This is a genomic window from Alloacidobacterium sp., from assembly GCF_035631355.1.
Lineage (GTDB): Bacteria > Acidobacteriota > Terriglobia > Terriglobales > Acidobacteriaceae > Alloacidobacterium.
On the sequence record NZ_DASQIX010000061.1, the window covers coordinates 17,540 to 39,483 of the forward strand.

General features: G+C 55.7%; 18 protein-coding genes. 11 read left to right on the forward strand and 7 right to left on the reverse strand.

Annotated features, from left to right (window positions below; translation table 11 throughout):
- Positions 1-52 precede the first annotated feature (52 nt).
- The gene (locus VEV40_RS10355; protein WP_324832139.1) at positions 53-976 is read left to right on the forward strand and encodes a glycosyltransferase family 92 protein; all 924 of its coding nucleotides are present in this window, start codon (positions 53-55) and stop codon (positions 974-976) included.
- A gap of 105 nt (positions 977-1,081) precedes the next feature.
- Here VEV40_RS10355 and VEV40_RS10360 read toward each other — a convergent pair whose 3' ends face one another.
- Positions 1,082-2,245 (reverse strand): glycosyltransferase, encoded by a 1,164-nt coding sequence (locus VEV40_RS10360; protein ID WP_324832140.1) that lies wholly within the window; start codon positions 2,243-2,245, stop codon positions 1,082-1,084.
- 188 nt (positions 2,246-2,433) lie between these two features.
- On the opposite strand from VEV40_RS10360, the gene VEV40_RS10365 reads away from it, so the two are divergent.
- From VEV40_RS10365 to VEV40_RS10380, 4 genes are all read left to right on the forward strand, one after another.
- Positions 2,434-2,778: a PadR family transcriptional regulator gene (locus VEV40_RS10365; protein WP_324832141.1), complete on the forward strand. Its 345-nt coding sequence runs from the start codon at positions 2,434-2,436 to the stop codon at positions 2,776-2,778.
- Positions 2,775-5,519 (forward strand): ABC transporter permease, encoded by a 2,745-nt coding sequence (locus tag VEV40_RS10370; protein WP_324832143.1) that lies wholly within the window; start codon positions 2,775-2,777, stop codon positions 5,517-5,519. The genes VEV40_RS10365 and VEV40_RS10370 overlap by 4 nt, the downstream gene beginning before the upstream one ends.
- Before the next feature lie 27 nt (positions 5,520-5,546).
- A complete protein-coding gene (locus VEV40_RS10375) occupies positions 5,547-6,020 on the forward strand; it encodes a nucleoside deaminase (protein WP_324832145.1) in 474 nt (157 codons plus the stop codon).
- Positions 6,021-6,438: 418 nt separating this feature from the next.
- Positions 6,439-6,897 carry a hypothetical protein gene (locus tag VEV40_RS10380; protein WP_324832146.1) on the forward strand — a complete coding sequence of 153 codons (459 nt, stop codon included), beginning with the start codon at positions 6,439-6,441 and terminating at the stop codon, positions 6,895-6,897.
- Positions 6,898-7,241: 344 nt separating this feature from the next.
- Here the strand turns inward: VEV40_RS10380 and VEV40_RS10385 are convergent, their stop codons facing one another.
- From VEV40_RS10385 to VEV40_RS10395, 3 genes are all read right to left on the reverse strand, one after another.
- A complete protein-coding gene (locus VEV40_RS10385) occupies positions 7,242-7,994 on the reverse strand; it encodes a hypothetical protein (protein WP_324832147.1) in 753 nt (250 codons plus the stop codon).
- A gap of 98 nt (positions 7,995-8,092) precedes the next feature.
- The gene (locus VEV40_RS10390) at positions 8,093-9,478 is read right to left on the reverse strand and encodes a C45 family peptidase (RefSeq protein ID WP_324832149.1); all 1,386 of its coding nucleotides are present in this window, start codon (positions 9,476-9,478) and stop codon (positions 8,093-8,095) included.
- A gap of 226 nt (positions 9,479-9,704) precedes the next feature.
- Positions 9,705-11,510: a CCA tRNA nucleotidyltransferase gene (locus tag VEV40_RS10395; protein WP_324832150.1), complete on the reverse strand. Its 1,806-nt coding sequence runs from the start codon at positions 11,508-11,510 to the stop codon at positions 9,705-9,707.
- A gap of 219 nt (positions 11,511-11,729) precedes the next feature.
- On the opposite strand from VEV40_RS10395, the gene VEV40_RS10400 reads away from it, so the two are divergent.
- The 5 genes from VEV40_RS10400 (at position 11,730) to VEV40_RS10420 (ending at position 16,437) form a co-directional block, all read left to right on the forward strand.
- Positions 11,730-12,239, forward strand: coding sequence for a DUF6982 domain-containing protein (locus VEV40_RS10400; protein ID WP_414637839.1), 510 nt, complete (start codon positions 11,730-11,732; stop codon positions 12,237-12,239).
- Positions 12,240-12,279: 40 nt separating this feature from the next.
- Positions 12,280-13,287, forward strand: coding sequence for a UDP-3-O-(3-hydroxymyristoyl)glucosamine N-acyltransferase (lpxD, locus tag VEV40_RS10405; protein WP_324832152.1), 1,008 nt, complete (start codon positions 12,280-12,282; stop codon positions 13,285-13,287).
- A gap of 35 nt (positions 13,288-13,322) precedes the next feature.
- The gene (locus tag VEV40_RS10410) at positions 13,323-14,123 is read left to right on the forward strand and encodes a response regulator (protein ID WP_324832154.1); all 801 of its coding nucleotides are present in this window, start codon (positions 13,323-13,325) and stop codon (positions 14,121-14,123) included.
- Positions 14,120-14,482 (forward strand): hypothetical protein, encoded by a 363-nt coding sequence (locus VEV40_RS10415; protein ID WP_324832155.1) that lies wholly within the window; start codon positions 14,120-14,122, stop codon positions 14,480-14,482. The genes VEV40_RS10410 and VEV40_RS10415 overlap by 4 nt, the downstream gene beginning before the upstream one ends.
- Positions 14,483-14,580: 98 nt before the next feature.
- A complete protein-coding gene (locus tag VEV40_RS10420) occupies positions 14,581-16,437 on the forward strand; it encodes a sensor domain-containing diguanylate cyclase (protein WP_324832156.1) in 1,857 nt (618 codons plus the stop codon).
- 102 nt (positions 16,438-16,539) lie between these two features.
- Here VEV40_RS10420 and bshB1 read toward each other — a convergent pair whose 3' ends face one another.
- The gene (bshB1, locus tag VEV40_RS10425; RefSeq protein WP_324832157.1) at positions 16,540-17,262 is read right to left on the reverse strand and encodes a bacillithiol biosynthesis deacetylase BshB1; all 723 of its coding nucleotides are present in this window, start codon (positions 17,260-17,262) and stop codon (positions 16,540-16,542) included.
- 130 nt (positions 17,263-17,392) lie between these two features.
- On the opposite strand from bshB1, the gene bla reads away from it, so the two are divergent.
- Positions 17,393-18,271 (forward strand): subclass B3 metallo-beta-lactamase, encoded by an 879-nt coding sequence (gene bla / locus VEV40_RS10430; protein ID WP_324832158.1) that lies wholly within the window; start codon positions 17,393-17,395, stop codon positions 18,269-18,271.
- Between the two features lie 80 nt (positions 18,272-18,351).
- On the opposite strand, the gene VEV40_RS10435 is transcribed toward bla, so the two are convergent.
- Together VEV40_RS10435 and VEV40_RS10440 are read right to left on the reverse strand one after the other, a co-directional pair.
- Positions 18,352-20,439, reverse strand: a complete 2,088-nt coding sequence (locus VEV40_RS10435; RefSeq protein WP_324832160.1) for an alkaline phosphatase family protein — start codon at positions 20,437-20,439, stop codon at positions 18,352-18,354.
- A gap of 182 nt (positions 20,440-20,621) precedes the next feature.
- Entirely contained in the window at positions 20,622-21,938 is a 1,317-nt protein-coding gene (locus tag VEV40_RS10440) for a hypothetical protein (RefSeq protein ID WP_324832161.1), read from the reverse strand.
- Positions 21,939-21,944 lie beyond the last annotated feature (6 nt).

Below are 21,944 nucleotides of genomic sequence, written 5' to 3' on the forward strand. Positions count from 1 at the left end.
TACATCCTTTGTGAAACTGCTAAATCCCGCTATAAATTGATTAGAAGAGTTTATGAAACAATTCTTTGTATTTCGAGAAAAACTGCGCTCGAATCAGGTTGTTGCTGTCGCGCTCTACACGTTCAGCAATCTATGGGTTATGCTGTTTTCTCATACCGGGCGCAAAATTCGTGCCGCTACCACTGGTGTGGCTCTTTGTCTGCGTTTTCGCAACGAGGCACGGTATTTGGAAGAATGGCTGGAATACCACCGCGCCGCCGGAACTGATCATTTTTTTCTATATAACAACTTCAGCAACGACAATTACCTCGATGTTCTCAAGCCTTGGATTTCGCGCAACCTCGTCACGCTGATTGATTGGCCAAAGGTACCAGCCTCGCCTGATGCTGAAGAAGATTGCATACGGCGCGCGGCAGGAAGATTTTCGTGGGTAGGGTTTATCGATGCTGATGAGTTTATAGTCATTGGGGATGGACGCAGTATTGGTGAATTTCTTGCCAGTTTTGAGGGTAAACCAGCTGTTGCATTGCACTGGAGAATGTTTGGATCGTCCTGGCACAAAGAACGGCCAGCTGAATCTGTCACCATCGCGTATCACCTGCGTGCGGAGAAAACAAACCGTCACGTCAAATGCTTTGTAAGACCAGAGGAAGTCACTGCATGCCGTAATTCGCATTGCTTCTTTTATCGCAAGCTGGGACGAGCAGTTACAGAACACAAACATCCTGTATACGGAAGCGTTCGTGTTCCAGCGAGCTCTGGTCTCGCATGGATCAATCACTACTACTGCAAAAGTCAAGAAGATTATCTCCTGAAGACAAAGCAATCTTCCACGCTGGACCGTGTCGGTATGAGATATCCCTCGCGCCAAATGGGGAAAATAGCCGAAGACATGGCAAGAAATAATGAGGTGTCCGATACTTGTGCAGTTGAATATTTTAGGAAACGAACAGAGAAACAAATGCGGTCCGCCTGAACTGGCCTAACTGTGGATGCTTTCTACCTATAAAGTTGGATCAATCCGCAGTCGGATCAATGACAGATCATGATGCGACCGAACAAGCTTGAGATGTCAGATGGTTTAGAAGTTCAACCCAAGCCTCTCCATATTCATGCCATCCTCCCATTTTATGGACACGTTCAAGTGCGCTCTGCTCATATACTGTTGAAGTTGTGGGTCGTCGGCAAGCTCCTGCAGCCTTATAGCAATTGCCTCGGGAGAGCGAATGGGAACGAGAAACCCTTCCACGCCGTCGGTGAACAAGTCCTCTCCACCGGTGTTGTAACTGCTAATAAGCGGACATCCACAAGCCATGGACTGCGCCTGCACCAAGGCTAAGCCTTCTTCGATCGACGGCAGCACCATCACATGGCTGCTGCTCATAATGGCCGGGAGCTTATCCTGCGGCAAACTTCCAAGAAACTCGACTCCTTCCGTGGGTAATTGAGGCAGCAGATTCGCCAACTCGGGCTGGACGGCACCGACGAATCGGAGCCTCTTGTGGGGATGATTGAGTTGTCTGAAAGCCTGCAACAGGTAAGGTACTCCCTTGCGCAATCCCACTTGTCCAACGAAAAGGATATCGAAGTGGTCGATTGCGGGTTGGCTTACCGGCAGGAAACGGTCGAGCCGCACGCCATAAGGAATTCTGTGAAGCTTCTCCGCCTGAACACCCATTTCTACGAAGGATCGCCGGGCGAATTCCGATGGCACGGTAATCGCGTCAGCTTGTTCGTATTCGGCCTCCTCACGCGCAAAAATTCGAGGATCGCAAACGATCCTATGAGCGCCCCAGCGTTCGAATTCTTCCCGGAGTATTTTGTCCTGATAGCGGATGTGTGACGACCCACGATCGCAGACATACTTGACTCCACGAGATTGTGCTCGTCGTCCGCTTGAAACGCCAGAACCAGAGATTGCTATGTAAACATCACAATCTGGCATCGTGCGGGCAACCCAGGCATCCAAGGTCCGGGGCACCATACCTGAAAGGCTTCTCCCCAGGTTGTCAGGAAGCTTGAACCGGCTACCTAAGACCACCAGCGGAGTATGAATCCAGGGGAAAATGTGGACAAATTCACGCGACACCCCTTCGCGCTTAAGACGAGTCCAGGGAAACGTAGAATAAATAGCCTTCAGAAAGCCCCGTGCCTCTAGTTCGCGGGCCAGGTCGAAGTGATGAAAGGCGCCGCTCACTGCCAGGGTCACTTGGAGGCGCTGGGGGGATTTGGCTTGTTCTATCATTCTGTTGCGATCCTACTTGGAGGATATCAACTATTCCCGTACACTCGCCTGCCGCGCTGATACTGAAGGCTGATATCTGGCGCCTACCGCCATCTCTTTCAAGTAGAACAATGGGCCCCAAAATTCTTTTCTCCTTGACTGCCTAGGTGAACAGGATTACTCTCCTAGGTATTCTAGGAGGAGGAACCTTGGCTCCGAAACAAAACGATCTCCTGCAAGGCACCTTGGACATGATGGTGCTCAAGGCTGTCTCGCTCGGCCCGCTGCATGGCTATGGCGTGCTGCTGCGCATTCAGCAGATTTCCGGCAACAGGCTTGAGGTCCAGCAGGGATCGCTCTACCCGGCCTTATACCGGCTGGAGCATGAAGGCTTGATCGCTGCCGAGTGGGGACAGAGCGAGAACAACCGCCGCGCCCGGTATTACCGCCTCATGGCCGCTGGACGCCGCCGTCTGCGCGCTGAGACGGAGAAGTGGAATCAGATGGCCGACGCCATCGGCGCAGTGTTAAGCGCATCCCCGGAGGAAGTATGAGTATTCGCAGCCGCATTGCTACGTGGTGGAAAGCAGTCACGCGTCCGGAACAACTCAGTACGGACATCGATAACGAACTCGCGTTTCACATCGAGGCTTACGCCAATGACCTCATAAGCAGCGGCATTCCCCGCGAAGAGGCCTTCCGTCGCGCCCGCGCCGAACTCGGCGGCCTTGCGGCGCAGAAGGAAAACTGCCGCGAAGCGTGGGGGACGCGCGCATGGGATGAATTGCGGGCCGACCTCCGCTATGCAACCCGCATGTTGGCGAAAAGCCCAGGATTCACGGCCATCGCCATCGTCTCGCTCGCATTGGGCATAGGCGCGAATACCATCATCTTCACCGTGACTAGAGCAGTTCTGCTCGATAAGCTCGCTGTTCCGCATCCGGATGAACTGCGGCTTTTCGCACTGACACAGGGCGATAAGGGAGTTGTTCACGGCTCATGGGGCGATTTCGATCGGGCGCCCGACGGTAAATTTATCAGCACTTCGTTTTCATATCCCGTGTATCAGCAGCTCCGCCAGCATAACCACGCGCTCCAGGACATCTTTGCTTTTAAAGATTATGGCCGGATGACTGCGACCATCGACAACAAGGCGGAAGTGGTCACGTCGGAGATGGTTTCCGGCAACTATTATCGCGACCTCAATGTTCATCCGGCGCTGGGGCGCGCGATTGTTGACGCTGACGATGGCGCAGTTGGCAGTGGGCCTGTGGTGCTCATCAGTTATGGTTACTGGACACGGCGCTTCGGGCGCTCGCCGGATGTTATCGGCAAGAAGATTGAAATCAATTCCACGCCAATGACCATCATCGGCGTCAATCCTCCGGATTTTACCGGAGCTTTCGGCGTGCAAAGTTCGCCCGACATATTTTTGCCTTTCAGCATGCAGCCGATTGCCGCGCCGAAATTCAAGTCTTCCCTGCTCGCGGACAAGAACCTCTGGTGGGTGCTGATGATGGGAAGGCTGAAGCCGGGCATCTCTGCCGAGGCTGCCCGCGCTTCGCTCGATGTGGACCTGAGCGCCGCAATTCACGCCACGATGGAAGTAGGCAAAGACGATGAAATGCCGCGCTTGCTGCTGGAAGATGGAAGCCGCGGACAGAATGAAATCGGCGGCGATCTTACCAAGCCGATCTATGTACTCATGTCTCTTGCAGGTTTTGTGCTGCTGCTGGCATGCGCAAATCTTGCGAACCTCCTGCTTGCCCGCGCCAGCAGCCGCCAGCGCGAAATGAGCGTGCGTCTTGCGCTGGGCGCCGGGCGTGGACGCGTCCTGCGCCAGATGCTCACCGAGAGCCTGCTGCTTTCCGTCGCAGGCGGAGCAGTTGGACTGCTGATTGGCTATGCTGGCCGTAATGCGCTTCCCCGCCTTATGTCATCATCATGGCAACCGCCAGTCATGGATGCCAGGTTCGATTGGATGATCTTTGGATTCACCGCTGCGGTCTCCATCTTCACCGGCCTGCTCTTTGGCCTTGCTCCGGCGTGGCAGGCCACGCGCACACAGGTCAGTTCCGGGCTGAAAGACAATGCGCAGACGGCAACGCAGCGCAAACGGCATTTCACCGGCAAGACACTGGTCGTCACGCAGGTGACGCTGTCGATGCTCTTGCTGGTTGGCGCAGGCCTATTTATGCGCACATTGGTCAAGCTCAACAACACGCAGCTGGGATTCAACCCGAACAATATTCTGTTGTTTGATCTACAACCTCCCCAAACCCGCTATCAGGCCGCGAAACGAATTGCTCTTTATCATCAGGTGGAGGAAAAGCTCGCTGCTGTGCCCGGCGTTGACAGAATTACGTTGTCTGAAAACCCGCTGATTGCGGGCAGCATGTCAAACCATTACTTCGTTCCCGACGGCCAACCTCAGAAATCACAAGACAAACAAGTAGCCGACTTTAACCCAGTCGGAACAGATTTCTTTCAGACCTATAAAATTCCCCTGGTTGCCGGACGGGGGTTCAATGCAACGGACACAGAAACCTCACCCAAAGTCGCTATCGTCAACCAGATGCTGGTCAAACAGTTTTTCCCAGATACCAACCCCATCGGTAAGACTTTCAAAATCGGCGATCACGATTACCCGGAACACATCGAGATCGTCGGGATCTGCAAGGACACAAAGTACGACAGCATCCGTCGTGACATGCCTCCAACCTTCTATGTGCCCTACCGGCAGCGCGACGATCAGGAATCTATGACCTATGCCGTTCACACAGGAATGAAGCCGGAATCCATCGTGCCTATGCTGCGCAGCGCTGTTGCCTCGATCGACAAAGACATACCGCTCCAGGACATTCGCACACAGAATGAGCAGATTGACGAGACCACCCGGGAGGAGCGCATCTTCGCATCACTCACCAGCGGCTTTGGAATTCTTGCGCTCGTGCTGGCCTGCATCGGCATTTACGGCATTATGGCCTACACCGTTACGCGGCGTACCAATGAAATCGGCATCCGCATGGCGCTGGGCGCGCAGACAGGCCGCGTGCTGCGGATGGTCCTCCGTGAAGCCTCGTGGATGGCCATTGCCGGCGTTGTTCTCGGTCTCGGGGCAGCGATCGCCATGGGGCGCTTGATTGCGAGCATGCTTTTCGGTCTCAAATCCTATGATCCGCTCACTCTCGGCGGGGCCGCGTTACTGCTTGTTCTCGTTGCGCTCGCGGCCAGCTGGATCCCAGCGCGGCGCGCGGCGAGCGTCGATCCCATCAAGGCGCTGCGCCATGAATGAGCCATGCCATACTGAAAAAGTATGGCAATGGATCAGGATCGAGTCTTTATGCAGCGGGCCATCGCGCTCGCCACGGAAAATGTCCGCAGCAGCGCCGGAGGCCCGTTTGGCGCGGTCATCGTAAAGTATGGCAAAGTCGTCGGCGAAGGCGTTAATACCGTCACAGCAACGAACGATGCCACGGCGCACGCTGAAGTTACTGCCATCCGCGACGCCTGCCGCAACCTCAACACATTCGATTTGACTGGCTGTGTGCTCTACACAAGCTGCGAACCCTGTCCCATGTGCTGGGCCGCCTGCTACTGGGCGCACATCAGCACGATTTACTACGGCAACCGCGCCGAAGATGCGGCGCGCATTCACTTTGATGACGCGTTTCTGTATCAGCAACTGGCGCTTCCGCGCGAGCAGCGCACCATTCCTGAACTTGAACTGTTGCATGATGAGGCATGGGAAAGCTTTCAGGCATGGGCCGACAGCGCGAATAAGCTTGAATACTGATTACCGGTGAATGATGTGCTCTCCCACCCTTCGCGGCGCGAAGGATGGGGCACCCATTTTCGTGTGGACCGATGCGAAAAGCGGGCCTTGCCTTGCTTGCGCAAGGCGAGAAGCGCACCCTTCGGTGCGGGTTCCTCGGCTGCGCGCTACGCGCTTCGCTCGGAATGACAACTCTAAGATAAGAGGTTCGCTCAGGATGACAATCTTTTCTCTTTATAACTAAATCGGCAACGGCGTGAATGGTGAGCGAGCCGGGCTCGCTTAATTCATTTGCTTCGTCCTCTTCTGCCAGCTCATCTTCGGCTTTAGTTTCTGCCTGCATCATGCTCGCTTCTTCTGCGGCGAAGTAGTGGCACTCGCCGCAGCGGCAGTCGGGGTGGTGGGGTTCGTCGGTTTCTGAGCTGTAGCAGGTGCTGCATTGGCAGTCCTTCTTGTGGCCTCGGGTGTCGCGTTCTTCGAGGACGGTCTCGGCCTCCGCGACCTGCTGGTTCTGCCGGGTGAGGATGACGCGGCGCACGGGATCGAGCGGAGAAATAACGCCGGTTTCGCGGGGCAGATTGGAGGAGGCGATCTGGACGCCGTAGAGGTAGAGGCCGGCGTCCTTGCGGTCGATGGCGCCGGAGGCGAGGGCGGCGAGGATGCGGCCGATGGCCACCTGGATGGCGAAGCGGTCTTCGAGTGGCGGGAACTGGAGCGGAGCTTTTTCCGGCAGGGCCTGGCGCTGGGTGGCGTGGTAGTGGCAGAAGTGCTGGCTGGGCAGAGCGGCGGAGCGGCAGCGGTTTCCGCTGGTGCGGACGTGGCGGCAGAGCTTGTACACAGGAACCCCTCCCCCGATTTTGTACGGAGATCGTTTGGATTCAATGGCTTAGGTGGATGATTCGGTACGAGAATCGTTTGTTTTGTGCAAGTTACAGCTGAAAAGGCATGGCTTGGGGCCATGCCTTCTATATCCAGTGTAGCAAATTATGCGGTAATTATCGGTCATGCTTAAGCTGTTTAGAGTGTGTGAGTTAGTGGCTCGGGGGGCTTGACAAAGTTTTCCACAGGGTCGGGGCTTCAGGCCTTTCACCGCAGAGGACACAGAGGTTCCGCAGTCTTACAACACCTACGGATAGTCTCGCCGAGTCAATCTCGCCAATTGAGATGTTGTGGAGAAGGTAAAGAGATTGAGTTCTCAAGTGAGGGTAGAATCTCTTCACCCTATGGGACGCGGCGATAACTTTACTTTGCTAGTTGCGCGAGCGCCGCACGCAGAGGGGCATCAGAGATCTGAATCAGTCCCGAATAGGGGTAGTAGAACTCGAGAATCAAGTAAATGGCTGCGCACACAGCCACTGCAGCGATGAACTGGCTGGCGACCACAGTGACATTCAGCGGAGCAAAAAGCCCGAAACTGATAAACAGCGCAGTGAGCCAAAAGACCAGCGTGATCAGCAACAGACTTGGAATTGGGACTCGCCGCTGTTGGAACATCAGCAACCGGACCTGCCCTAATTGGATCGCAAGATTGAGAGCCTGCGCCTGTAAGGCCCGTTGCCGGTCCTCTTTTGGGGAAAGCTCCTGAATCTTGTCGAGGAGAATTTCATTTTGCGGCGCGTCAAGCTGAGAGAAAGTTGTGTGGGAGTCTCGCCACCACATCAAATCGATCTGAGCCTGGATACCGGTTCGCAACGTCGAACGGGCTTCGGCGGCTTCCGGTCCATAGTGAGCGAGCAGACGGTCAAGCAGCACAATGTTGGTAGAGAGTTGAGTGACTTCGGCGTTCTGGGTGTCGTAAAAGCCTTTGGCTGAAGACACCAGCAACCCAAGCACCAAGGCCACCGTTGTTGACACGAGAGCCATGCCGAGTTTTACGACATCTTTGGTTTCGCCACTCAAGTGGTCTTCAGGGAGCCGGCGGTGGATGAAGATGCCAAGCAGCGCACCACCAAAAGCGCACACGAACACGACGAGGCTTGCAGTGATCGGATTCATGCCAGTGGCTCTTGATTTGTTACCGCATTCTACTTACGAACCTTATCGACGGGGAAAGAAAAACATTGCGATCTCCATTGCCCCGCTGTTGGCTCAGACTACTCCTCTTTTTCACCGCTTTTGAATGTTGTCCAAGGGCCGGATTTCATGTCGCGGAGGACCGGCTTCAGGTAGTTGAACTCGGGGTGTGCGGCGAGAAATGGCGCGGCAAGAAAATCTTCGCCGCAGGGATGGCCCGCATGGGCGATCAGGCTCATGTTCTCCGCCATGTCGCTGGTGGTGACTTTACCCTGCACCGCGCCGCCGGGATAATACGGCCGCCACTCCCACTGCGGGATACCTTCCTTCACCGTGTCGACGTGTCCGCAGAGAGTGCGCTGGTCGGCCTGCTCTTTTTTGAGATAGCTGTCTTCGTGATCGGCGAGAAATTGTTCAGCGGCTGATGCGTCAATCGCGCCCTTGTGCGTCGCCATCTCCTGCTCCCAGCGCACACGGCGGGCGTTGGGCGAGGTGGAGAGATCGTTGTAGTCGAAGCCGTCCGTTTCTTCCTTAATCAGTTTTGGATCGCGTGCGAAGTTCGAGCTGACAAAGTATCCGTCTCTGGTCCGCCATAGCGGCGTGTTCTTCAAGCCCAGCTCAAGATAGGCGATTTCGTTTGTCTTGCGGTCGCCGATGAGCCAGTCGTTGGCGTAGCCGCCGTTGTTGCCGTCACGCATGATGGCGACTACGTCGTCAATCGAGTCCGCATACTGGAGAGCCTTGCGCGAGCGCATGAAGGTCGGCTTGCCATCGGAGTCCCAGCCCTCGAACTGGCTGATGGTGGTTTCGCTCAGCATGATGCCGGCGTCGTTGACGCCGAAGTCGTCGTTGCTGGTAATCATGCCGGGGACGCCGTCCATGAGAATGCGATGGCCCTTTGCAGGCTGGATGTCGAAGATCATGGTCCAGCGTGAGCCTTCGGCGTACGAGCTCCAGTTGTTGTGCGCGATGACGATCTTGCCGTCTTTGGTATAGCTGCCGGTAGCAATGAATGCGCTGCAATTGCCGGGCGCATTGACTTTCGGGGCGTTCTTTGCGTGCTGCTGCTTGTTCAGCCAGGGAACATAGTATTCGGACAGTTCCATGGTTGCGTTGAGGGCGACGATGTCCCAGACATCGAGCTTTATGCCCTTGGCCTGGACGCCCTCGGCGATGGCAGACAATTCCTGCTGGTATTCAGGGTCGATGTGCGGCCAGAGGATTGTTTTCGCGGCGTTGCGATAGAAGGCCCAGTCACGCTGCGTGCTGTGCTCATCTTCCAGTTTGTAGACGTGGTAGGCGTCTTCGATTTTGCCGGCGAGCAGATAGCCATGCTGGTAGCCGATCTGTTCAGGCGTGCCCTGCAGGTGGACGTATGTCCAGCCATTACGCTCGAAGGTGTAAGCGCCTTCGAGACGCGCATTGTTGTGATTTGAGGGTTGGGCAATTGCCGCGCTGAGACCCATCGTTAGGATTGCTGAGAATACCCACCTGCAACAGGAAGAGAAGCCGCTTGCCATACGTCGCGCTCCTTAAAAATTAGCTATCGCATTACAGCGCAAAAATACCCAGGACTGAAGCCCTTCATATTCCGTGCGAATTCGCTGGGCTAAAGCCCTACGCTTCCACCAAGTCCATTTGAAATATGCCTACGACGATAGCATGGCGTTTCAATGGCAAGCGTAAGCGCGTTCAGCGCTTCTTTTTTGCGGCTTTCTTTGCAGGCCTGGCCGGCTTCGCCACGACCTTCTTTGCAGGTTTCTTCGCAACCGGTTTTGCAGCGGTCTTCGCAGGCTTTTTGGGCGCAGGCTTCGGAGCGCTCTTCTTCACGACTTGCTTCTTTGCTGGAGGCGCGGCCTTCTTTGCAGATTTTGCCGGTGCAGGTTTCGCAGGCTCTTTCTTAGCCGGGACAGTTTTGGCATTGACTGCCGGCCTGGCAGTTTCCTTTTTTGCAGACCTGGCAGGCGCGGGAGATGCTGGTTTCTTCTCCGCTTCTTTCTTTGCAGGCGCAGGTGAAGCCTTCGATTTTGCCGCGGGCTTCGTTTCTTCCTCTTCGGCTTCTTCTTCGTCTTCTGTTTCTTCGAGGTCGTCTGCTTCCAGATCGAGGTCGTCGGGATGGGGCAATTCTTCCTCGTCGACTTCTTCGTCGGTGGGCTTTTCCGATTTGATCTTCGGCTCGGCGGCTTTTTTGCGCGAGCGGCGAATAGTGACCGGCGGAGGCGGCGCGGGCGGAGAGTAGGGCTCCAAAAACGCCTTCATCTCTTCATCGGTTCGCAGCTTGTTGTCGATCAAGTTGAAGAAAAGCTCGCGCAGCAGCTCGTCATAGCGTTCAATGTCCGGAGTGATGCGCATCTCCTGCATGAGCGCAGCGGGGACCTTCTGCCGCGCCTCGGGCCAGACGGTGAAGAAATTCTTGAACTTGTTCTGGATGGCTGCGCCCTTGCCGGTATGCGCCAGCCAGAGAACCGGCTCCGGTTGATACGAGGTCAGCAGTTTCCACGTCGCCGAAGGCGTGGCCGCTTCTTTGCCGGTAAAGACCTTGGCAAAGTGCCTGGTTTCGGTTTCGAGGTGGTTCCACTGCTGTACAAATCCGGGACGGATGAATGCCCGCTTCAGGGTTGCGATATCCTTCGGCTGCATCTTGGCCGTAAGTAGCTCCATCTGCGGGGCGGAGATGTCAGGATGCACCCCCTGGATGAGCAGTTGATAGTAGTTTTCGCGCAGGTTTTCGAGGTTGCGCACGTCCGCCTTTGCGCTCGTCCAGGCCGGGAAGATGTGCTTCATCCAGCCTTCGGATTCGAGAGTTTTGAGAGCGCGCAGACCGTCTTCTTCATGGCCAATCTCTTCGAGTTCGTACCCTTTCAGGTGCGTAGGGATGGCGTCAATCACGCCCTCATTCTTGGCGTTCTCGTAACGCGCCTGGGTTCGATCATCAAGGTCCCATCCGAGCCGTGTGCGCAGACGGACAGCCCGTAGGACACGGGATGGGTCTTCGATAAATCCATAAGGGCTGACCAGGCGGAGGTGCCGCGCTTCAATGTCGGCCATGCCGTTCAGCGGGTCGAGCAGGAGACCATAGGAGCCTTCGTTAAGCGAGATGGCCATGGCGTTTGCAGTGAAATCGCGGCGGCGCAGGTCATCAAGAATTGGCGCCCAGTGATAAACGGGCTTACCCGGTTTGGGATACTCTTCGCGGCGCGCGCTGGAGACCTCGACGCGCACGCTGCCCGGAAACCAGAAGAACAAGGTGCGGGTGGGCTCGTACTCGCCCCAGAGTGTAGCTCCTGCCTTTTCCAACGGCTTCTTCAACTTGGTGGCGTTCCCCTGAACGGTGAAATCGAGATCTCGGACAGAAGTGCCCGTGGAAAGGTCGCGCACCGCGCCGCCAGTCAGAAAGACGGTCATTCCGGCGTCACGGGCGGCGTCGCGAACCTGTTGAACTGCTTTCTGTTGAGCTGGAGAGAGGCGATTTTCGAGGAGATAAATGTAGTCAGGCATGCCTTAACAATCTGAGAAGAAATCTGATGAAGCCAAGCGGGACGCACTCCTGACGGAGTACTTAAATCTATTATTTGCAATTATTTAGATGCCGCGCTTCCCGCAATACAAAGCAATACTTTAACATACGGGAACCCGATTGGCTATGGGCTTGCACAATTTTCGCTGCGAACCGGTTTTGCGGCGTGCGACAATGACGTGCGTCATCTGTGTGAATCGATGAGCTCAGGGCGGAAAAAAGCGATTGTCCGGAGATATACCCGCGATTGGGTTGCAGGCTATGTGTCTGTCTCTGCTTTCACGCGCCAGGGAGCCATCGAGATTCTTGATCTGAGTGGAAAAGTATTAGCTATTTCAATTCAGGAAGTTAAATGGGTATGCTTCGTGCGTGACTTTAATTCTGGAGAGATTGACAATCCGGAAAAACTGGCGCGCAAGAGTTTTGCCGGACGACCACGGGGTGAGGGTCTCTGGGTCCGGGTTCAGTTGAGAGACGGCGATGTGCTGGAAGGTCTGTCTGAGAACAATATCGGGCTGCTCGATGCCGAGGGGTTCTTCCTGACTCCGCCGGACACACGCAGCAATACGCAGCGCGTCTGGCTGCCTCGTGTGTCGCTGGCAGAGCTTGAGGTTGTGGCCGTAGTTGGAGGCGCAGCCCGGAAGAAGCCTGCGGTGGCGGCTAAGCCGGAGGAGCGGCAGGAATCGTTGTTTCCGATGGCGCGAAATTAAACCCCATAACCTGTCTGTCTAATCCATTTACAATCGCCGCATGAAGTTAGGGGAGCTTGCAGAGCAGCTGGGCGCGGAGTGCCGGGGCACGCCGGACACCGAAATTACGGGCGTTGCCGGAATTGAAGAGGCAGGACCGGGACAAGTCACGTTCGTAGCCAATTCCAAGTACGCACTTCTGGCCAAAAAGACCAAGGCTGGAGCTGTGCTGGTTGCACCCGACTTCCCTGAGATCCACGCTTCGACGCTTCGTATCAAGAATCCCTATCTGGCTTTTGCCCGCGCCATCGAGATTTTTCACCCACCTCCGCTTTACGCGCCCGGGATTCACGCGACCGCAGTCATTAGCCCAACTGCAAAAATCGGGCGAGAAGCGTCTATCGGCGCTTACGTGGTCATCGGAGAGAACTGTGTCATCGGCGATCACGCTACCATTCTGCCGCACGCTGTTATTTATCCCAACGCCCGCATTGGGGATCATTTCTTTGCGCACGCACATTCTGTCGTCCGCGAGGACTGTCGCCTGGGCAATAATGTCGTACTGCAAAACGGGGTCGTAGTCGGTTCTGACGGCTACGGCTTTGCGAAGGATGATGCGGGAAAGTGGCACAAGATTGTTCAGTCTGGCCCTGCGATTGTTGAGGACGATGTTGAGATCCAGGCCAACTCGTGCATTGACCGCGCCAGCGTAGGCGAAACGCGCATTGGACGCGGCGCGAAGATCGACAACCTGGTGCAGGTAGGACATGGCTCATCGATTGGCGAAAACACGTTATTGTGCGCGCAGGTGGGGCTCGCGGGATCGACGCATATCGGCGATGATGCGATTCTTGCCGGCCAGGTCGGGGTTGCGGGGCACTGCCATATTGGAGATCGCGTGATCGTCACAGCGCAGTCGGGCGTGGGTGGCAATATCGAGGCAGGAAAGATCATCAGCGGATCACCGGCTTATGACAATCGGCAATGGCTGCGCGTAAGCGCTATCATGCCGCGTCTGCCGGAGATGCTGAGGCAATTTCAACGGAAACGGAAACCTGAAAACGAATAGCAGCAATGCGGTAGAGTGTTGCATCACAGATACAGATGGAAAATGAACAAGGTATCGAAAACGAACGGGCACCGCAAGCCGTAGCCGAGCCTATTCGTGTGCTGTTGCTTGATGACCATCCGGAGAACCTTCTCCTGCGGTCCACTATTCTTCGCAAGCACGGCTATCTGGCCGAAACAGCCACCACGATAGAAGAGGCGGAGAAGCTGCTGGATGATATCGACATTGCCGTGCTGGATTATCACCTGGGCGCGGGGCAATTCGGTACCGATGTGGCGGCCAAGCTTCGAGAGCGCCATCCCGAGGTGCCGATCATCATTCTTTCGGCAACGCTTGAGCGCAGGTTTGGCGGCCCGGAAGACATGCACCTGCTCAAGGGCTACAGTTCCATCGACGACCTGATCGCGGCGTTGCGCTCCCTTGAAGCAAAGAAGCGCGGCAAACCTGTGGTGGTGGATGCGCGTGACTTTTTCTACTCGCGCATCAACATGGCCATTGGCGATGATTCGGTGCTGGAGATTCTCGATGTAAATGGCAACTGGCAGTATGTGAATGAGACATGCGCACGCCTGCTGGAACGTCCGCGAGAGTGGTTCATTGGCCGCAACATGTTCGACGAGCTGCCTGAACTTGCTAATGACTGGCGCGAAATCTTCCGCACCGTCGCCGTGCAGCGAGAGACGTACATTGACCGTACATATCGGGGCCTGCTCAATCTTCCCCGTAAGGGCGAGGCGTGGGTTTGGAATGTCCTCGTTTTTCCCATCACGCTGCACACGAATCAGACTGGAGTTGTCCTGACGGCGCGTATTCTCGAACGTAAGACGATACTATGAAAAAAGCCTTTGCCGTTGCTTCCCTTCTTGCCCTGGTCTGTTTCGTTTTTGCCGGCTGCCGCTCAGCTTTTGTATCGGCGACGATTACCAACAACAGTGGCGCCAAGCTCGCGCTCATTGAAGTTGATTATCCTAGCGCAAGCTTTGGCGTCGGTTCGCTGGCGGCGGGAGCACAGTACCACTATCGCTTCAAGATTCTGGGCAATGGCCCCGTCAAGCTCCAGTACACGGATGCCTCGGGTCAGGAACACACTGCTACAGGACCGGACTTGCAGGAAGGTGGACAGGGGACGCTCCAGATTAACATTGACACATCAGGGAAAGTATCCTGGATTCCCAATCTCACAGGAATGAGGTAGGCTGAACCTGTTCCGGCGTTCGTTCATATACTGTTCCTCATCGCCGAGCGTTGCTCTTAAAAAATGATTTGTGCTTCTCCGATAACTATGAGAGCGATATGGAACGTTCAAGCACCGCTGAAGCGTCACTTGTTGACTTAAAATATTTTTCTGTCCTGGCTGTCCTGTTCTCCGCCGTCTACCTGATTGCACGGGTCAGCATGCTTTTCGACACAGGAGCGGAAGGCGACGCAGCGTTCTGGTGGCCCAACGCGGTTCTTCTTTCTGTCCTATTGCTGAATGTGCGGAAGAGATGGCCTGCGATTTTCATTACTGGATATGCCGCATACGTATCGGCGCATCTGACTGGGGGGGATTCCGTTCCCGTCAGCTTTGCACTTTCAGGGTGCGACATATTGGAAGCCGCTATCGCAGCTTACCCATTCGCCTGGATTACAGAGCGCACTGTACGCTTTTCGCGCCCTCGCGAACTCGCCCGGCTCTGTCTGGTGGGCGGATTCATCGCGCCTGCGATATCGGCTGCCTGCGCCGCTCCGCTATATCGCCTGCTGCATCAGAATGTGCCACCGCACTTCGGACGTAACTGGTTCTACTCCAATGCGCTTGGCGCGATCATCGTCACGCCCATCATTCTTTCTTTCTTTGATCGTGAAGGAGTTGTGTTGCTGGAGCGGAGGCGCATTTTGGAGAGTACTGGTCTCCTGGCGCTGATGTCAGTCTGCTCATATTTCGTTTTCCACACTACCGGCTTTCCCGTATTCTTTATTCTCTTCCCACCACTACTTTTGATTGTTGTGCGCCTGGGCATGCGCGGAGGGATTCTCGGCGTCTGTGTCATAGCAGTCTTTGCGGTTATCTCCCTGATGCGCGGACGAGGAGCAATGACTCTGATCCAGGACCAGAGCTGGCAGCATCAGGTCCTGCACGTTCAGATTTTGCTGGCCTGCGCGGTGCTTTGCGTGGCATTGGTGGCCGTTGTGCTCAACGAGCGCCGTCTTGCTGAACAAGCCGCGCGAAAAAGCGAGCAGCTTTACCGTTTACTGGCAGAAAATTCCCGAGACATCATCGTTCTTACCGACCTCAATCACCACCGCGAATATATTTCTCCCGCGGTGCAATGGATGATGGGCTGGGACCCTAGGGAGCTGATTGGAGCTACATACGAGGACGGTATCGTTCATCCTGACGATGTTGCAGCATTGACAGCCATGCTGGAAGCGCTGAAGAGCGGCGAGCCGGCAAAATCCCTAACCTACCGCTGCCGAAAGAAAGACGGGACATACCTCTGGATGGAGGCCAACATAAGCCTCTACTGCGACCGGATTACAGGAGAGCCGATTGGCTATGTGAATGTTGTCCGGAATGTAGCCGAACGCAAGGCGGCGGAAGAACGTCTGCAAGATGCTTATCTCGCTCTCGAAACACTGGCCTCGGTAGATCCTCTGACCGGCACAGCCAACCGCAGACAGCTTGATGAAACCCTGGGGCACGAATGGCTCCGAGCCTGTCGCACTACATCGCCCATCTCGCTTCTGCTATTCGACGTGGATCATTTCAAGTTCTATAACGACCTGTATGGGCACCTCCGCGGAGACACCTGCCTGCGCAAGATCTCTGATGCCGCGCGACAGGTATTCCGGCGCGCAGGAGACACAGTCGCGCGCTTTGGCGGCGAGGAATTTGCAATTGTGTTACCCGATACCGACCGGCAGGGTGCGTTTGAAATGGCGCAGCGGCTCCGCCAAACGGTTGAAAGCCTCCGGATCGAACACCCTGGCAGCCAGCACAATATTGTCACAGTCAGCGTTGGCTGTGCGACGCTGGTTCCCGACGTGGGCGCGGACGCAAGTGTCTTGATTGAGGCCGCAGACCGCGCTCTTTACGAAGCCAAGCGCAGCGGACGTAATCGGGTCGTCGATGCCTTTGATCCGCATGGCCAGGCTCTTAATGCCTGATGAAAGGCTGGGGACGCTTCGCACCATTGTCTATTTCCTGCTGTTCGCCGTGATTGTCGCAATTGCCCTTTTCCGCAGCAGCAAAGTTTTTTGAACTCGTCCTCACATCGACTGCACTGGAATTTGCAGTAAGTCCTCGACCAGCCATACTTCTTTCTGCACAAAAGGTTCCGCATAGCGTACACCGCCCAGCAACCCGTAGTGGCGCGCCTCGGCGAACGTACGCTCGCGGATCTCTTCCTCGGGCACAAACAGGCCGCTGCCGGCTGCCTGGTTCCGGTATTGGGATTTGTACGCCATCAGCGCCCGATGCCGCTGTTCGATGTATGGCGTGATATCGACCACGAAGCTGGGCCGCACGTCTGCGTAAAGGCTGGCATAAAGAATCTTGAATGGACGGTGCGGAGGCGCTCCGGTCTCGAGCTTGGCAAGGCCAGACAGAAAACACGCTTCGTAGCCAAGCGATGATGTCGTGTAGTGATCCGGATGCCGGCCCGTCCAATACGGCAGAATCACCACGCGCGGACGTACTTCGCGCAAAACGTGGACGATCTTGACGCGGTTCTCGTAGGTGTTTTCAACGCGGCCATCGGGAATATCAAGGGCCTGCCGCCGGATTACGCCGAGAATCTTTGCTGCATCAGCCGCCTCGGCCGCCCGATCAGCGGCTGTGCCGCGCGTGCCGGCTTCTCCCTGGGTGAGGTCCAGAATAGCCGTGCGCCAGCCGAACGCCTTCATCTTGAGCAAAGTGCCGCCACAGGTCTGCTCTACATCGTCGCGATGCGCCGCGATGGCCAAAATGTCAGCTATGGAATTTTCAGGCATGAGGATTCGGCCAGAGGTCTCCTCAGCCTTTGTATCACTGATTCGGGCTAGAGACGGGTATATAGAAGGTCATCAGTTTCCCACAACAGCAGATGGCGGCGTTCACATTTGCAGTGTCATGCTGTTGCCTATGCCTTCTCGTCTCATTGCAATTGCCGTTTTCCTTGGCAGTTTCTTTGCCCCGTCCGCCCACCTGTTCGCCCAGACCAATCCTGACTGGGTTGAATCTTTTCCGCCGCATCGCATCATCGGGAATATCTATTATGTCGGCAGCAAAGATCTTGCCGCGTTTCTCATCACGACGCCGCAGGGACACATCCTGATCAACAGCAATCTCGCATCTTCTCCGGCGCAAATCAAAAAGAGCGTAGAGCAGCTTGGGTTTAAATTCTCTGACATCAAGATTCTGCTTATCAGCCACGCACACATCGACCATTGCGCCGGAAGCGCGCGCATCAAGCAGATGACCGGAGCGAAATACATGGTGATGGACGCTGATGTTCCATCCGTGGAAGACGGCGGCAGGAGCGATTTCCAGTATGGCCATTCAAAGGACATGCTCTTTCCGCCTGCGAAAGTCGATCGCGTACTCCACGATGGCGATGAAGTGAAGCTGGGCGACGTCGTCCTGACAGCGCACCTGACGCCGGGGCACACGAGAGGATGCACCACCTGGACGCTTAAGGTTCAAGACAGCGGCAAAACATACAACGTTGTGATCGTGGGGAGCCCGAACGTCAATCCCGGATACAAGCTGGTGAATAACACAAAGTATCCGCAGATTGCGCAGGACTACGAGCGCACCTTCCGCGTGCTGAAGTCATTGCCCTGCGACGTGTTTCTCGGCGCGCACGGAGGCTATTACGCAATGACCGAAAAATACGCCCGGATAAAGAACGGCGGCACAAACCCGTTTATCGATCCGGATGGCTATAAAAACTATGTGGAAGACCGCGAGCAGGCGTTCCTTACAGAGTTGAAGAAACAGCAGACGAACGGCGCGAGGTAATGTCGCGGTCATCCACAACTCAAAAAGAAAGCCTCCTGCGCTTTTGGTCGCGCAGGAGGCTTTTCTGGCAGAGTGATTGATTACTTTCCGAAATCGAAGAGATCGAACAGGTCTCCAATTGCTGGACCGTTGACAGGTACGTAATGATTGTCCTTTGCGTACCGCGGATTGGGGAAGTTATCGCGGCTCCGGTTAGTTAAGGGATCCAGGTCCCAGTTTCGCTCGATGAACTTCAGGATGGATACGTGGTCGGTATAGTCATGCGAAATATGGCCCGGCTTCGTGAAACGTGAAACCACAAGCATCGGAATTCTGGTTCCGTCGCCGAAATAGTCCAGCGCCTGAACATAGCCCGAGTCATAATAGCCGCCGCCCTCGTCGAATGTGATGAAAATGGCGGTGTCTTTCCACAGTTTGGGATTGCTCTTCACTCCATCCACGATCTTTTTTACAAACCCTTCGAACAGATCGAGCTTCGATGAAGCAGGATGACCGTCCACCCACCCACTCGGCTTCACGAAAGAAACCGCCGGAAGCGTGCCAGCCTTGATGTCGGCATAGAGGTCGGTTGTGTCCTTCAGGTGCGCAGTCCGTACGGCTGCGTTGGTCATGATCGAGGTGGAGTACTGGAAGAAATTGCAGATGTTGCAGTACTGGTCGCTGTTCGCGCCGACTGTTCCAAAGTTCTGCTGATATTTGTCCTTCAGGTAGGCGTTCCATTGGTCACCGAAGTACACCCAGGAGATGTTTTTCTCAAGCATCGCATCGCCTATATTTCTCACGCTTGAGGGCGGAATCGTAAACGGCGTATTCGCAACATTGTGGTCCGTGTACGCATTCGAACCGTCTCCGAAGTAGCCCGGATTGTAGTTGTTCAGCAGGTAGTAGTGATCGGGCTCGCAGCGCGGATCTACCAGCCGCGGCAATGAGGAGAGATAGGTCAGGACCGCGTCCGCGCCCGGCGCATCGCTGTCAGAGCAGTTCGTGTAGCTTCCGCCGCCATGGGCCGGTGATCCAAATGCGCCGGCGCCATAGCCGTCTTCCGTGTACCAGTTGTTTGTCTTAGGCTGCGGGTTAGGATTCTCAATCTCATCCACTACGCCCGCGCTCGGCGTACCAGCATATACCAACTGTTTGTGGGGAGGCGTGGCAGGATTGCCATCAGCGTCGCTGAACCAGATTGCGTCTCCCGTTCCCAGCATGATGTGATTCGCGCCGGTCCCGCCCATGACCGCCTGGTGGAAGTTGTCGCTCATGGCGTAGTGGTCCGCCAGGTACTTCAGGTAGGGAGCATCGCCCTGTAGTACGTTATAGAAGCCCAGGGCAGTTGACCCTTCGCCCGTAGTTGTCGCCGTCGGGCTGTAGTCGGTGCTGAAGTTGGCGGCCTGCTTCAATCCGTTGGTTCCCGCTCCCACGGTGGTTTCAACATAAGAGAACAGGTCGGCGCGGCAACCCTCAGGGTTCCACTCCGTCCCATAACCGCGGTTGCAATCCAGTTGCTGCCACATCTGATAGAAGCGGTGCACGGGACTTGCAGCATAGGCGTCATAAGGAAAGGTATCGGAATTGGTCAGCTGGAACGGCCCGGCAGGCAGATTCGAATAAGGCGCCGTGCTGAGCACTCCCTGAATGCGGGTGTCCGGAGTGTGGCTTGCCAGCCCGGTGCCGCCCGTCAACAGGTACTTGTAATATCCGGGCGCCAAGCCATTTTCTGAAGTCCGCGCCTGCGCCAAGGTGCAAATACCGTTGTCCTTGCAAACGTCGGTTGGACCTCCAGACAGCGGCGCCAGCAGATTGGGATAAAGCGATTTCATCTGTGGGCTGGTGTCATATTTGTCTGCGTGCGTATCTTCCGCGTTGAGTTGGGTGGCCAGCCAGTAGTTCGGGCCGGGGTTTCCATCTTCGTCGATGATCTCCTTGGATAGAAGATTAGAGACAGTTTCACCGGCCTTCGGCTTATAAGTTGCGAAGACATGGTCGAATGTACGGTTCTCACCGATAATCACAATTACATGTTTGATTGGTGAGCGGGTATGGGCGGAGTTGTCATCCTGGGCGTTCGCCAGTTCAGAGAACGGTGTTCCCAGGCATAGCTGCAAGAGCGCCACCGCGATGGTGCTGGTGCGGACGCTCCTGAGGGTTTGCGATGCGATTTTCCGCAGGGTCATAGGGGATTCCTCCGAGAAAGTTGAACCCACGAAAGAATGCACCCAGAGTGTGACCGCACCGTTACGGAACTGTTTCTATATCTTCAATTTTCTGGTTCACGGAAGGAAATGTACTGTGATCTATGCAAGACAAAAAAGGCGCGATGTCCAGATCGCGCCTCTCTCCTGAATTTATGACCTGGCTAGTATGTGGTATTGTCCCCGTTGGTCGCGGCGTCCATATAAGCCACGTCGTAGGCAGTGCCTGTAACGGTCACGTTGGTGTTATCGCGTGCAGTGCCGTCGGCAGTGTTATAGATGTAGACTTGGCCGCCTTCCGCCGTATAGACCTTGTTCAGGCCAGTCACAGCAGCGATGCCAGTGCCGTCGCCCTTGAAAGACTCCACCAGCACCGAATTGTTCGATGTGTTGAACATGGTGATGCAGCCGAAGGGGGTACCCGGCGCGGTCGATTGGCTCAGTTTGTAACGCTCGCCCGACTGGCACTGATAGGAGCCGATCCAGAGCGTGTTGTTGTCCGCCAGCACCATCTTGTTATGCGTCCCATCGCTGATGGAAAACTGCCCTGTCACCTGTCCAGTTGAGATGTTTACGACGGAAAGGTTACCTGCCAGCAGGCCATCGCTTTGTAGTTGCTGACCCGCCACATAGAAGGAGTTTCCGCTGAAGACACCGTTGGTAACGCCTCCCGGCACAGCTATATTGCTCGTCCCGACCAGGGCGATGCCGCTGGCCCCAACTCCCGAGGGATTGAGTGATGAGGTTGTGATTGGGATTGTCGTAATCCCAGCGGTTGTTCCGCCGCATTCAGGGCCGCAGTCAAGGACATAGGCGGTCGTGCCATCGGGTGAAAAAACGGCCTTTACCGGGCGGTCAAATGAGACGCCGCTGGCCGCACTCACTGGAAAGACGCAATACACTGGCAGGTTTTGCGGCTCGCAGTCCTGCGCTGGCTGCGAATTCGGCAGTCCCGGGTTCCAGTGCGGATTATTAATAGCGGCCTGCTGCTGGTCGGCATTCAGGTGGACGACGCTGTACACGTCATTTGTGTTCTGAACAAAGGCCAGCGCGACGGTATTGCCGGGGTTCATGGACACGCGATAGACGCCGGGAAGATTCAGCGTGTAGGTCGTGCCGTGATCGACAACGGTGAGCGAGTGGAGCGATTGCGAAGCTGCGTAGATGTAGGCCAGATCGCGGGAAATGAAGATGCTCTGCGAGATTCCGTTCAGGTTGGCTGCGCCCGTGCTGCTCTGCTGCTTTTCGCTGGCATAGCTGACGGTGGCAAGGCTGCCATCGCCAATTGAATAGATAGCGCCGACCTGCTGCTCAGGCATGTTCTGGATGGTGACCGGCAGCGCGCCGGAAAAGCCACTGATTGAGAAGTTTACGTTCACATTGTTGTAGGCATGGCGAATATCGTAAAGTGCGTCGTCAAATAGCAGCGTGCCCTTGGCCAGCGCACTCGGGTTCTGGACGGCGACGAGTACGCGATTCAAAACGCC